Below are 13,194 nucleotides of genomic sequence, written 5' to 3'. Positions count from 1 at the left end.
CAGGCGCCGTCGTCCCACGCCACCCGCCAGGACGGCGAGGAGTCGAGCAGGCCGGCCAGGGGCAGCGAGCGGGGCCACACGACGGCGCCGGCGCCCCACCGGTCGAGCACGCCCTCCCACCCCGGCCCGCCGTGGACGAGGACGAGGTAGTCGTCGAGGACCTCGCGGGGGAACAGGTCGTAGCGGTCGTCGAGGAACACGGCCGCGTTCGCGCCCTCGGTCAGCTCCCGGTAGTTGCCGACCGTGTCGGGCGCCACCAGGCGGGCCTCGGGGGCGAGCAGGCCCCGCTCCCCCGCCCACGCCAGCGCGGCCACCGGGTAGCGGTCGAACGAGAACGCCGGCCGGCCGGCCGCGGCCACGAGGGCGACGGCCGCCACGGCGACGATCCCGGCCGCGGCCAGCGCCGTGCGGGGCGACCGGCCCTCCCCGGTCCGCCCGTCGACCCGCAGGGCGGCCGCCGCCCCGGGGACGAGGACGACGGCGGCGACGGCCAGGTTGCGGGCCGACAGCAGGGCGAGGCCGGTGAACGCGGCGGCCGGGAGGGCGACCCGCCACGACCGGCCCCGGAGGGCGCCCAGGGCGGCCACGGCGGCCAGCACGAGGAACAGCCACTGCCAGGTGTAGGCGAACGTCGGCGGCTGCCACTCGCTCACGTGGCGGAGCACGTCGGAGCGGCCGAGGAGCTGCACGGGGAACCACAGCAGGCGGGGCCCGAGCGGGTTCAGCGCGCCGAGCAGCATCCCGGCGGCCAGGGCGGCGCCGGCCCGCACCTCGGTGGCCGGGCGGTCCCCGTCGAGGCGGCGGCCGGCGGCCAGGAGGGCGACGGCGACGAGGCCGAGCGGGAAGGAGCCGTGGTCGTTCACCCACACCCACCCGACCGGCACCAGCCACCCCGGCCGCAGCCCGCCCTCCGCGGCCACGAGCGCGACGGCCAGCAGCACGATGGCCATCAGGAAGGGCCGCTCCAGCCAGGCCGACGCGCCCATGCCGACGACGAGCGCGCCGACCAGCGCCCGCCCGGCGAGCGCCCCGGCCGGGCGGGTCAGCCGCCACACGAGGCCGGTCAGGGCCGCGCAGAGGAGGCCGTTGAGCAGGAGCAGCCCCGTGCCGCCGGCCAGCCGGTCGACGACGCCGTACACGAGCGAGGCCAGCCAGCTCTGGACGACCCAGGGGTGCCCGGCGGCGGTGAACGTGTACGGGTCGGCCGTCGGCACGCCGCCGTCGAGCAGCAGCCGGCCGGTGGCCACGTGGGTGAGGAACGAGTTGTCCGACAGCGGCCGGAGGCCGAGGACCAGGGCGACGAGCGCGAGCCCCAGCCCGGCCGCCGTCGCCGCGGACGGGCCCCGCAGCCCCGGCCGGGGCCGGCCCCCTGGCCCGGCCGGGGCGCGGTCGGTGCGGCCGCCGCCGACCGGTGCGGCGACGGCGGCCACGACTACGAGAAGGCGGTGGTGATGTTGATGGCGGCCGGCCCGAGCACGACCACGAACAGGGCCGGGAAGATGCAGAACACCATGGGCACGAGCATCTTCACGGGCGCCTTCTGGGCCCGCTCCTGGGCGAGCTGGCGGCGCTTCACCCGCATCTCGTCGGCCTGGGAGCGCAGCACCCGGCCGATGGAGACGCCGAACGTGTCGGCCTGGAGGATGGCGAGCACGAACGAGCGCACCTCGGGCACGCTGTTGCGCTTCTCGAGGGCGCGGAGGGCGTCGGCCCGGCTGGACCCGGCCCTGACCTCGCCGAGCATCCGGCCGAACTCCTCGGAGAGGGGGCCGGGCACGGCGCCGATCGTGCGGTCGAGGGCCTGCTCGAACCCGAGGCCGGCCTCGACGCTGATGACGAGCAGGTCGAGCAGGTCGGGCAGCTTCACCCGCAGCCCGTACTGGCGCTCCTCGACCTTGCGGTTGAGCACGGCGTCGGGCCCGAGGAACAGGGCGGCGGCGCCGAGGCCGAACACGGCGTGGAGCATCATGCCGCTGAAGCCGGACATGCCGTACATGAAGATGAACCACAGCGGGATGGCCGCCACCGTGATCACGCGGACGGCGAGGAACCGGTCGACGGACTCGGGCGTGCCCCGCCCGGCGTAGGTGAACTTCTGGCGGACGGTGTCGACGTAGCCGACCGGTGTGAACCGCCGGCCGACGCCGGTCAGGCCCCTGAGCACGGGCACGAGGGCGCGCTCGTGGAGCGGCGTCAGCAGCTCCTGGTCGCGCACGTTCTCGATCTCGTAGCCCTCGAGCTGGCGCAGCGAGGCCCGCACGACGGAGCGCTCGTCGACCTGGGACAGCACCGTGTAGAAGGCGAGCGCCACGGCGGCGCCCATGCCGATCAGGGCGAAGGGGAGGATCACGGGTCGCTCCTTGGCCTCAGATGTCGATCTCGATGGTCTTCTTCATCCACCAGAAGCCGACCAGCGCGAGCAGGGTGGAGCCGCCGAGGAGGAAGTTGCCGAGCCGGTCCTCGATGAGCACGCCCATGTAGTCCGGGCTCATCGCCCACATGACGAGCCCGAGGCCGACGGGCAGGATCCCGAGGACGATCGCGCTCATCTTCCCCTCGGCGGTGAGGGCGGCGACGTCCCGGCGCAGGCGCTCCCGCTGGGTCATGGTCTCGGCCACGGTCAGCAGGAGCTCGGACAGGTTGCCGCCCACCTCCCGCTGGATGCGGATGGCCATGACGGCCCAGGCGAAGTCCGGGCTGCCCATGCGGTCCGAGCACTCCTCGAGGGCCTCCTCGAGCGGGCGGCCGAGGCGGGCCTCGGTGCACACCCGGCGCAGCTCGTGGCCCATGGGCTCGGCCACCTCCTGGGACACGACCTCCACGCCCTGCATGAGCGAGTAGCCGGCCCGCAGGGTGCTCGACAGCAGCTGGAGCGTGTCGGGCAGCTGGGACATGAACTTCTTGCGCCGGCGCTTGGCCCGCAGCTTCACGAACTGGGGCGGGACGACGGTGGCGACGAGAACCCCGAACAGGCCGCCGATCAGCGAGCCGAACAGGACCGCGAAGGCCAGGCCGGCGACCACGACGACGGCGAACCAGAAGAACAGCGCCTCGGCCGCCCGCAGCGGGAGCATGGCCCGCTCGAGCGCGGTCTCGGTCCTGGCGAGGACGCCCCGGCGCTCGGCGAACTGGCCGGTGAGCTCGACGGCCCGCTGGATCAGCTTGGTGTCGGCCAGCTTGGCGTTGCCGTCGCCGTCGTCGTCCACGTAGCCGTCGACGTAGGGCTGGAGGGCGGCGTCGAGCTTGGTCGACTGGGGGGCGAACAGGCTGCCGAGGGCGTAGGCGAACAGGGCGGCCGCGGCCATGCCGAGCACGCCGCCGACCAGCTTGGCCTCCTCGCCGGAGAGGAACCCGGCGTCGCCGGGCGGGTCGACCGGCTGGGGGTGGACGGCCGACGCCGTCATCGCCGCCCCGGCCATCGCCTGGGCCGCGGCCCTGGCCCCGCCGACCTCGACGACGAGGTCGATCGGGCCCCGGTCGACGGTCGAGGCGTAGGTCAGCACGAACTGGTTGGCGAGGGCCCGCTGCACGCCGTCGAGCATGGCGGGCAGCTCGGTCGGCTCCTGGGTGGACACCACCCGGCCGCCCGTCTCCTCGGCCATCCGCTGGTACGGGCCGGTGTCGAGCTCGCCGCCCTGGATGCCGACCGTGAACACGGCGGCGTCCGCGTCGATGGCCGCCCCTCTGGCCTGGGTCTCGGTCGTGGTCGACGCCGTGTCCGGGCCGTCGGTGATCACGACGATGTTCGCCTGGAGCTGGGGGTCGTCGGTGAACAGCAGGGCGGCCTTGCGCACGCCGTCCCAGATGGCCGCGCCGGGCTGGGGCCCGAGGTCCTCGATGGCCTCGGTGAGGCGGGCCGTGTCGGTGGTGAAGCCCTGGACCACGGTGGCCGTGTCGCCCATGGCGACGATGGCGAACCGGTCCGACGGCAGGCCGCCGGCGACGAACGCCTGGGCCGCGTCCTTGGCGTGGCGGAACGCGCCCCGCTGGTCCATCGTGGACGAGACGTCGACGGCGAGCACGATGCCGGTCTGCGCGTCGGTCGTCGACCGGGGCGTCACCTGGACCCCGGCCACGTCGTCGCCGTTCTCGGTCAGGCGGAAGGCGCCGGGGTCGGGCCGCTCGCCGTCGACCATGACGGTGACGGTGGCGTGCTCGGCGTCGGTCGTGTCCACGCCCCTGACGACGACCCGGGTGCCGCTGCCGGCGGCCGAGGCGGCGGGCGCGGCGACGGCGAGCAGGGCGGCGGCCGCGACGGCGGCGGCGCCCCAGCGGCGGGTGCGGTGTGCCATCAGTGCGCCCCCACGACCCGGCGGGCGAACGGCTCGGGCTGGAACACCTCGGGGCCGAGGCGGATGCCGAGGTCGTTGAGCTTCTCGGCGAACTTGGGGCGGACGCCGGTGGCCTTCAGGTGGCCCCTGAACCGGCCGTGCTCGTCGAGCCCCATCCCGTAGTCGAACAGGAAGATGTCCTGGAGGGTGATGACGTCGCCCTCCATGCCCTGCACCTCGGTGATGTGGGTGATCCGGCGGGTGCCGTCCCGCAGGCGGGAGAGGTGCACGATCAGGTCGAGGGCCGACGCCATCTGCTCACGGATGGCCCGCACCGGCAGGTCGAAGCCGGCCATCAGCGTCATGGTCTCGATGCGGGCCAGGGTGTCCCTCGGGCCGTTCGAGTGGACGGTGGTGATCGAGCCGTCGTGGCCCGTGTTCATGGCCTGGAGCATGTCGAGGGCCTCGCCCGACCGGCACTCGCCGACGACGATGCGGTCGGGGCGCATCCGGAGGCAGTTCTTGACGAGGTCGCGGATCGTGACCTGGCCCTTGCCCTCGATGTTGGGCGGCCGGGCCTCGAGCGCGAGCACGTGCTCCTGGTGGAGCTGGAGCTCCTTCGCGTCCTCGACGGTGACGATGCGCTCCTCGGACGGGATGAACGACGACAGCACGTTCAGGGTCGTCGTCTTGCCGGTGCCGGTACCGCCGGAGACGATCACGTTCAGGCGCCCGACGACGCAGGCCTGGAGGAAGCGGGCCGCGTGCGCGTTCAGGGTGCCGAACCGGATCAGGTCGTCGATCTGGTACGGGTCCTTGGAGAACTTCCGGATGGTGAGGAACGGCCCGCCGATGGCCAGCGGGTGGACGACGGCGTTGACCCGGGAGCCGTCGGGCAGGCGGGCGTCCACCATCGGCGTCGACTCGTCGATGCGCCGGCCGACCTGCCCGACGATCTTGTCGATGATGCGGCGCAGGTGGGTCTCGTCCACGAACGACGCCGCCGTCCGCTCGATGCGGCCGTTGCGCTCCACGAAGACGTTCTCGGGGCCGTTGACCATGACCTCGCTGATGTCCTCGTCCTTCAGGAGCCGGTCGATCGGCCCGTAGCCGAGGATGTCGTCGGAGACGTCCTGGATCAGCTGGGCCTTGTCGGCGGCCGACAGCGGCGCCCGCTCCTGGGCGAGCGCGGCGTGCAGCTGCTCGTGGACCCGGCGGCGCAGGTCCTCCTCCGACAGGCGCTTGTCGTAGAGGATCGGGCCGAGCTCGTCGATCAGGTGGTGGTGGATCTTCTGCCGGAGCTCGTCGAGCACCGGGTCGCGCCGCTTCCCCGGGGTGGTGCCCTGGACTTCGTGGAGGCGCTTGTAGAGCGACATGGTGGGGTCTCCGTCGGGGAAGGGGGGCTACTTGCGGCGGCGGGACGTCTCGGCGACGGGCGCGAACAGGTCGGCGAGCCCGACGATGGCCTTGGCCACCCCCGACTTCGGGGCGTCCATCACGACGGGCACGCCCTTGTTCACCGACTGGGGCACGACGACGTCGGACGGGACCATGGCGTCGGCCTTGATCTGCAGGGTGCGCTCGACCTCGCCGGCGTCGAGCTTCACCTTGGAGTTGGACCGGTTGAGGACCAGGCGCAGCTTGTCCATCGGCGTGTTCAGCAGGCGCAGGGTCTGGAGGCCGATCTTGACGTTCTTGATGTTCGGGATGTCGAGGCCGGCCACGAGGAGCACGTCGTCGCTCGCCTCGATCAGGGACAGCACGACCTCGTTGAAGTAGGCGGGGGTGTCGACCACCACGTACTCGCAGAACGTGCGGAGCAGCTCGACGATCCGGCTCATGTCCGACGCGCCGATCTGGTCGGCGAAGGCCGGCTCCAGCGGGGCCGGCAGCACGAGCAGGCCGGACGGCTCGTGGCGGACGAGCAGGCTCTGGAGGAAGGCGGCGTCGAGGCGGTCGATGGAGCCGACGGCGTCGACGATCGTCCGCTGCGGCGCCAGCTTCAGCATCACCGCGGCGTCCCCGAACTGGAGGTCGGCGTCGACCAGCACGACGGGCTTGGTCGCCCGGCGGGCCAGCACGACGGCCAGGTTCGCCGCCATCACCGACTTGCCGGCGCCGCCCTTGGTCGAGAACACGGTGATGACCCGGGCGACGCTGTCGGCCCCGGTGTCGCCGGGCGGGCCGCCGCCCCGCCCTCCCGGGGCCATCGGGACGAGCGTGGCCGCCACACGGTGGACGGCGGCCTGGAGCTGGGCGGCGTCGACGGGCGCGGCCAGCACGTCGCGCACCCCCGACCGGAGGGCCTGCTGGAGGACTTCGGTCGACAGCTCGGTGACGAGCATGATGGCCCCGACCTCGGGGTGGACCTGGACGAGCCGCTCCACGGCGGCGAGGCCCCTCGGGTCCATCGAGGTCGACGGGCCGACGACGAGCACCAGCGGGTACCCGTTGAGGCGGGGCGCCAGCACGTCCAGGGTGGGGACCGGGTCGGCCGCCCCTCCCAGCTGCATGGCGAGACGGCTGCGGGTCGTGAGATCGGCGTCCACCACGGCGACGGGGCAGGCGGCAGCGCCGACCGCGGGGGCGGCCGCCGGCGCGGGCGAGAAGAGGTCCACGGAGCGGAGTGCTCCCTCGCCCGGCGGGCTGCTGCCGTCGCCGTCGTACAGGTAGCTGCCGATCGTCATCAAGCGGCCCTGTCGCCGTACGGGGTCAGGGCGGGCGTGTTGAACAGCTCCTCCATCGGCAGCGGCGGGAGCGGGACCGGCGTGTTGCCCTTGGGCGCGAGCGCCAGGTAGATGGCGTCGGGCGCCTGGTTGGCGACCAGCGCGATCCGCACGGCGGCCTCCCTCGGCACGCTGAGCGTGATCAGGCCGCTGTTCTGGGCCTGGGCGGCCTGCTCCTCGGTGCTCGCCGTGTCGGCCGAGGCCGAGCCGATGTCCGGCGCCGCGCTCTGGCCCACGGCGAGCACCTCGACGTTCTGGTAGAGGAGGTGGGACTCGCCCCTCGCCTCCTCGGGGATCTCCTCGAACTCCGCGCCGATCCGCCGGGCGGTGACGATCAGGTCGACGATGTCGCCCGGCACGACGAGGCCGGCGACGCCGCGCGTCTGGTCGACGGCGATCGTGATCGCCACCCGGTCGGCGCCGCTCGACTCGAGCCGCTGGGAGAAGCCGGTGTTGGCGATGGTGGGGTCGACGAACTGGCCGTCGACGAGGACCGAGTTGGCCGGCAGGTCGCCGACCGCGACCTTGCCCTTGATGGCGTCGAGGTCCTTGACCGCGGTCGCCGGGAGGAACTGCCGGGGGATCTCGGCGGCGACGACGAGGCCCTGGGCCTCCGCCTCCTCCCCGAACGTGCCCCTCGGCACCTCCGACTTCACCATGAAGACGTGGACGCGCTCGGCGTTCTCGTTGGCGCGGTCCTCCACGCCGTTGACGTAGTTGAACAGGAAGAACGCAGCCACGACCCCGACGGCGATGGCGGCGACCAGGATCAGCGTTCGGCGGGAGCTCACGATTGACCTCACTGGGTGCGGGGGCCTGTTCGCTACGTCGGCTCCGGACCCTCGGTACGTGAGCCATTTCTCCGCCGTGGCGACTCGTGCCCCTTGTCAGGAAGTGGCGAGACTCGTACCATTCGCGTACCCAAGCGGGGGGACGGGAGGCGGGATGCGAGGACGCACCTTGGCGCTCGGGGCGGCGGCCGTCGTCGTCCTCGTCGCCGGCTGCGGCGGCGACGCCCGGGAGGCCCCGGTCACGGCCGGTCCGGGGACGGAGGCGGCCGGGCTCGACCTCTCCTGTGCCGACGGCGACCGGATGGACTCCGTCACCGAGCTGGCCGCCGACGCCACCGGGCTCCCGGCGACGCCGGAGCTGGCGCTCGTCGAGAGCCTGGAGGTCGAGGCGACGCCGCTCGCCGCCGCCGTCCCCGCCGACATCCCGGTCAGCCCGCTGACGGACGGGGCGACCGGGTTCACCGAGGTGGCGGAGGACGACGGCGTGCTGTTCGTCTACCGCAAGCAGGGCGCCGTGAAGGGGCTGTTCTTCGTGCAACGCCTGAACGACGGCTGGGTCTCGCCTCGCTTCAGCGTCTGCCTGGACGCCCTCCATCCCGAGCCGTGACGCGGCGGACGGCCCGCGCCCTCGCGGCCGGGATCGCGGCCGCCGCCTCCATCGCCGTGCCCGCCCGGCCGGCGGAGGCCCACGCCGACCTGATCTGGTACTTCCCCCGCTGGTGGTCGCAGGACGAGGTGACCTTCACGTTCACCGCGGCGGTGCCGACCGCGGCCCGCCCCCGCATCGACGACGGGAAGCAGTCCTGGCCGACGTCGACCGAGCGCCCGGCGGTGCGGTTCGCGTCGAGCGGCAGCCGGTGGGGGATGTCCTGCGGCGGCACGGACGGCCGGAACGGGATCCACTGGACCGACCTGCCGACGGGCGCGATCGGGCGGACGAACGTCTGCCCGCCCGGGAGCACCTCCCTCACCGACGTCGAGGTCGGCTTCGAGAAGTACGCCCCGTGGCACATGGGCACCTCGGCGCCGCCCTACGACGAGTACGACCTGTGGTCGGTCGCCACCCACGAGTTCGGCCACGCCCTCGGCGGCTGGGTCGGGCCGTCGGACGAGAACCACCACTTCCTGGAGGAGGACACCCAGGGCGCCTGCCCGGGCGGGACCGCGAACAGCACGATGTGCCAGACGGCGAGCTCGCCGGGGGCGTGGTGGAAGCGCGACGTGGAGCGCCACGACGTCCACACGATGACCAACCGCTACTGCTGCGTGTGACGGGCCGGCGCCGGGGGGCCCGGCGCCGGCGGTCGCTTACTCCTCGGTGGCGGGCAGGGCCTCGCCCTCGGCGTCGGCGGCCAGGTCGGCGCCCTCGAGCGCCCCTCCCTGCTCGCCCTGGCCCTCGGCGCCGCCCTCGCCCCCGCCTTCGCCTTCGCCCTCGCCTTCGGCCGGGGCGTACTCGCCGTGCTCGGCGTAGTACTCGGCCCAGGCCTCCTGGCCCTCGGTCTCGGCCGTGTACTCGATGGCCGCGCCGATGTAGTTGCCCTCGTCGTCGTAGGCGTGCTCGCCGAAGTGCTCCTGGTACTCGGCGGCCACGACCCCGCCCTCGGCCGCCTGCTTGATCGAGAGGCTGATCCGGCGGCGCTGGAGGTCGAGGTCGATGATCTTCACCCACAGCTCCTCGCCGGGGGTGACGACCTGCTCGGGGAGGTCGACGTGGTGGGCCGACATCTCCGAGATGTGCACGAGGCCCTCGATGCCGTCGCCCACCTGGACGAAGGCGCCGAACGGCACCAGCTTGGTGACCCGGCCGTACACGAGCTCGCCGACCTGGTGGTTGGTGGCGAACTCCTGCCACGGGTCCTGCTGGGTGGCCTTGAGCGACAGGCTGATCCGCTCGCGCTCGAGGTCGACGTCGAGCACCTGGACCTCGACCTCGTCGCCCACCTGGACGACCGAGCCGGGGTGGTCGACGTGCTTCCACGACAGCTCGGACACGTGGATGAGGCCGTCCATGCCGCCGAGGTCCACGAAGGCGCCGAAGTTGACCACCGACGACACCACGCCCTTGCGGACCTCGCCGGGGCGCAGGTTCTCGAGGAACTCCTCGCGCTGCTCCTTCTGGGTCTCCTCGAGCCACGCCCGGCGGGACAGGACCACGTTGTTGCGGTTCTTGTCCAGCTCGATGATCTTCGCCTCGAGGACCCGGCCGACGTAGGGCTGGAGGTCGCGCACCCGGCGGAGCTCGACGAGGGAGGCGGGCAGGAAGCCGCGCAGGCCGATGTCGAGGATCAGGCCGCCCTTGACCACCTCGATGACCGGGCCCTTGACGACCCCCTCCTCCTCCTTGATCCGCTCGATCGTGCCCCAGGCCCGCTCGTACTGGGCCCGCTTCTTCGAGAGGACCAGCCGGCCCTCCTTGTCCTCCTTCTGGAGGACGAGGGCCTCGATGCGGTCGCCCATCGACACGACCTCGGACGGGTCGACGTCGTTGCGGATCGACAGCTCCCGGGAGGGGATGACGCCCTCGGACTTGTAGCCGATGTCCAGCAGGACCTCGTCCTTGTCCACCTTGACGACCGTGCCCTCGACGATCTGGCCGTCCTCGACCTGGACCATCGTTCCCTCGATGGCGTCGGCGAAGGAGACGTCGAGGTCGTCGGCGACGACCTGGCGGGGGGTGTACTCGCCCTGCTCGTCGAACGAGCCCATCGCCTGGTCGGCCGTGGCGGTGGGGGCGGGCGTGATGCTGGTGGACTGGTCGGACAAGGGATCGCCTTCTGGGGGAGACTCAGGGGCTGGGCACCCAGCGGTGCCGGGATGTCGAGCCTAGCACCCGCCCTGTTGCGACCGTTCTGCGACCAGCAGGAATTCGGGGGTGTCGAGGTTCGGCGGGGCGGTGGCGTAGGCGCCCGGCTCGACCGACCACACGGCCCGCACCCGCAGGCCGCACCGCTCGGCCACGAGGCGCAGCTCCCGGGGCGTGTAGGTCGTGGTCCACAGGTCGTGCGTGGCGTCCCTCCCCTCCTCGTCCTTCACCACCGTGCGCTCGTGGTGGACGCCGGTGGCGGCGTCGAAGGCGGACGCCTCGTCGAGGTGGCGGACCTGGAAGTAGGCCGAGAAGGCGCCGACCACGACCGCCCCGCCGGGCCGCACGGCCCTGGCCATGCCGGCGAGGACCCGCTCGTCGCCCGGCAGCGGGTCGCCGCCGTGCCCGGCCGCCGCCGGCCCTCCGAGCAGCCCGAACGCGCCCTCGCAGAGCGACACGGCGGCGTCGAACTCGGCGTCGAAGGCGAGGTCCCGGGCGTCGGCCCGCACGAACGTGGCGCCCGGCGGGGCGTCCCGCCTGGCCAGGTCCACGAACCGGGCGGACACGTCGACCCCGACGACCTCGACCCCGAGGCGGGCGAGGGCGTGGGCGTGGCGGCCCGGCCCGCAGCCGACGTCGAGCACCCGCTGCCCCGGCCGCAGGCCGAGCACGTCCACGAGGAAGGCGACCTCCTGGGCCGTCCCCTTGGTGAACGAGTAGCGCAGGTAGGCGGCGCCGAGGTGGTCGGCGACCGCCTCGAACCAGTGGGGCCCGGCCACGCTCAGCCGGGCCGGCGGGTCAGCGGCCGAGGTCCCGGTGGCACTCCCAGCCCGGCGGCACGACCCGCCAGGCGGTGTCCCAGCCGGGCCCGCAGGACCGGGACGAGGACATGGCGATCGCCCCGGAGACCACGGTGTAGACGGCCACCGCCAGCACGATCGCGAAGACCAACGAGTGGCCGGCTCGCCGGCGGGTGGAGAGCACGTCCTCCCATCGGCAGGTCGGGGCCCGGACTCAACCCTTGGCGTCGGCCCAGGTCGACGCGAAGCAGAGGTTGACCTCGAGGGGGACCCGCAGGCTGGCCGCGCCCCGCATGGCGTCGAGGGTCAGCTCGGCCGCCCGGTCCCGCTCGTCCGGCGGCACCTCGAGGATGACCTCGTCGTGCACCTGGAGGATCAGCCGGCTGCGCAGGTCCCCCTCCTCGATGACCGTGTCGAGGCGGACGAGCGCGACCTTGAAGATGTCGGCGGCGAGGCCCTGGATGCCGGCGTTCATGGCCTGGCGCTCCCCGGCCTGGCGGATGCGGTAGTTCGACGAGAGCAGCTCCGGGATGGGGCGGCGGCGGCCGAACAGGGTCTCGGTGTAGCCCCGCTGGCGGGCCTCGTTCACCGTGCGGTCCATGTAGGCCTTCACGTTCGGGAAGGCCTCGAAGTAGGCGGCGAGGATCAGGGCCGCCTCGTCGGTGGGGATGCCGAGGCGCTGGCCGAGCCCGAACGCCTCCATCCCGTAGGCCAGGCCGTAGGACACCATCTTCGCCTTCGACCTCATGTCGACGGTGACCCCCGAGGGCTCGACCCCGAAGATGCGGGCCGCCGTCTCGGTGTGGATGTCGGTGCCGGCCTCGAACGCGCCGATCAGCCCGGGGTCCTCGGCGAGGTGGGCGATGCAGCGCAGCTCGATCTGGTTGTAGTCGGCGATCAGCAGCGAGTGGCCGGGCGCGGGCACGAACGCCTTGCGGAAGGCCCGGCCCATCTCGGTCCGCACCGGGATGTTGTGCAGGTTGGGCTGGTCGGAGCTGAGCCGGCCGGTCCTCGCCACGGTCTGGTTGAACGTGGCGTGGATGCGGCCGTCCCGCTGGTCCACCTCGGCCAGCAGGGCGTCGCCGTAGGTCGACCGCAGCTTCTCGACCTCCCGGTACTCGAGCAGGCGGTCGACGATCTCGTGCTGGCCCCGCAGCTTCTCGAGCGAGGCGGCGTCGGTGGAGTAGCCGGTCTTGGTCTTCTTCGACGGGCTGAGGCCCAGCCGGCCGAACAGCAGCTCCCTCAACTTCAACGTCGAGTTGACGTTGAACTCCTCGCCGGCGAGGTTCCAGATCTCCTTGGTGAGGGCCTCCGCCTCGCCGGCCAGCTCGTCGCGGAGGCGGCGCAGCTCGGCCACGTCGACGGCCACGCCGATCTCCTCCATCTTCGCCAGCACCCGGACGAGCGGCGCCTCGATCTCGTCGTGCAGGCGGCGCAGGCCCTGGGCGTCGAGGGCGGCGAGCAGGGCCGGCCCCAGCCGGGCGACGGCGAGGGCCCGGCGGGCGGCCCTGGCCGCGTGGTCGCCGGTGCCGCCGAGGTCGAGCTGGCCGGCCTCGACCTCGTCGGCCGGCAGCTCGTGGCCGGTGTAGCGGGCCAGGAGCTCGTCGAGGCGGTAGCGCGACTCGGCCGGGTCGAGCAGGTAGGCGGCGAGCATCGTGTCGAGCCCGAGCGAGCGCACGTCCACCGGCGCCGGCGCCGACCGCAGGGCCCGCATCAGCTCCTTCACGCCGTGGCCCCACAGCGGCGGCCCGCCGGCCCGGGTGAGGTGGCGGAGGGCGTCGACCACCCGGTCGTCGCCGAGCA

General features: G+C 73.2%; 12 protein-coding genes. 2 read left to right on the top strand and 10 right to left on the bottom strand.

From position 1 onward, the window contains the following. The 6 genes from VGB14_12290 to cpaB form a co-directional block, all read right to left on the bottom strand. Positions 1-1,430: hypothetical protein (locus VGB14_12290; GenBank protein HEX9993698.1), on the bottom strand; the 1,430-nt coding region annotated here is incomplete at its 3' end. Between the two features lie 2 nt (positions 1,431-1,432). After that, positions 1,433-2,350, bottom strand: coding sequence for a type II secretion system F family protein (locus VGB14_12285; protein HEX9993697.1), 918 nt, complete (start codon positions 2,348-2,350; stop codon positions 1,433-1,435). 16 nt (positions 2,351-2,366) lie between these two features. After that, entirely contained in the window at positions 2,367-4,292 is a 1,926-nt protein-coding gene (locus VGB14_12280; GenBank protein HEX9993696.1) for a type II secretion system F family protein, read from the bottom strand. Further along, complete coding sequence (locus VGB14_12275; protein HEX9993695.1) at positions 4,292-5,647, bottom strand: CpaF family protein; 1,356 nt, start codon at positions 5,645-5,647, stop codon at positions 4,292-4,294. The genes VGB14_12280 and VGB14_12275 overlap by 1 nt, the downstream gene beginning before the upstream one ends. Before the next feature lie 27 nt (positions 5,648-5,674). Continuing rightward, on the bottom strand, positions 5,675-6,958 hold the full coding sequence (locus VGB14_12270; protein HEX9993694.1) for an AAA family ATPase: 1,284 nt from the start codon (positions 6,956-6,958) through the stop codon (positions 5,675-5,677). Continuing rightward, positions 6,958-7,788: a Flp pilus assembly protein CpaB gene (gene cpaB, locus VGB14_12265; GenBank protein HEX9993693.1), complete on the bottom strand. Its 831-nt coding sequence runs from the start codon at positions 7,786-7,788 to the stop codon at positions 6,958-6,960. Before cpaB ends, VGB14_12270 begins: the two co-directional genes overlap by 1 nt. Before the next feature lie 154 nt (positions 7,789-7,942). Between cpaB and VGB14_12260 the strand changes: the two genes are divergently transcribed. Both VGB14_12260 and VGB14_12255 read left to right on the top strand, forming a co-directional pair. Next, a complete protein-coding gene (locus VGB14_12260) occupies positions 7,943-8,395 on the top strand; it encodes a hypothetical protein (protein HEX9993692.1) in 453 nt (150 codons plus the stop codon). Then, positions 8,392-9,060: a hypothetical protein gene (locus VGB14_12255; GenBank protein ID HEX9993691.1), complete on the top strand. Its 669-nt coding sequence runs from the start codon at positions 8,392-8,394 to the stop codon at positions 9,058-9,060. Before VGB14_12260 ends, VGB14_12255 begins: the two co-directional genes overlap by 4 nt. Before the next feature lie 36 nt (positions 9,061-9,096). Here the strand turns inward: VGB14_12255 and rpsA are convergent, their stop codons facing one another. The 4 genes from rpsA to VGB14_12235 all read right to left on the bottom strand — a co-directional run. Next, positions 9,097-10,551: a 30S ribosomal protein S1 gene (gene rpsA / locus VGB14_12250; GenBank protein HEX9993690.1), complete on the bottom strand. Its 1,455-nt coding sequence runs from the start codon at positions 10,549-10,551 to the stop codon at positions 9,097-9,099. Between the two features lie 60 nt (positions 10,552-10,611). Further along, entirely contained in the window at positions 10,612-11,370 is a 759-nt protein-coding gene (locus VGB14_12245) for a methyltransferase domain-containing protein (GenBank protein ID HEX9993689.1), read from the bottom strand. A 19-nt stretch (positions 11,371-11,389) separates the two neighbouring features. Beyond that, entirely contained in the window at positions 11,390-11,542 is a 153-nt protein-coding gene (locus VGB14_12240; GenBank protein HEX9993688.1) for a hypothetical protein, read from the bottom strand. Positions 11,543-11,605: 63 nt separating this feature from the next. Further along, the coding region (locus VGB14_12235; GenBank protein HEX9993687.1) for a DNA polymerase at positions 11,606-13,194 on the bottom strand (1,589 nt) is incomplete at its 5' end.

Source organism: Acidimicrobiales bacterium, assembly GCA_036399815.1.
GTDB lineage: Bacteria > Actinomycetota > Acidimicrobiia > Acidimicrobiales > DASWMK01 > DASWMK01.
This window is presented reverse-complemented; position numbering and strand designations above follow the sequence as displayed.

What these genes read in the sequence shown, in the direction of transcription:
- VGB14_12280 (HEX9993696.1), bottom strand. Translation starts at nt 4,292, where the DNA reads ATGGCACACCGCACCCGCCGCTGGGGCGCCGCCGCCGTCGCGGCCGCC.
- VGB14_12275 (HEX9993695.1), bottom strand. Translation starts at nt 5,647, where the DNA reads ATGTCGCTCTACAAGCGCCTCCACGAAGTCCAGGGCACCACCCCGGGG.
- VGB14_12270 (HEX9993694.1), bottom strand. Translation starts at nt 6,958, where the DNA reads ATGACGATCGGCAGCTACCTGTACGACGGCGACGGCAGCAGCCCGCCG.
- VGB14_12260 (HEX9993692.1), top strand. Translation starts at nt 7,943, where the DNA reads ATGCGAGGACGCACCTTGGCGCTCGGGGCGGCGGCCGTCGTCGTCCTC.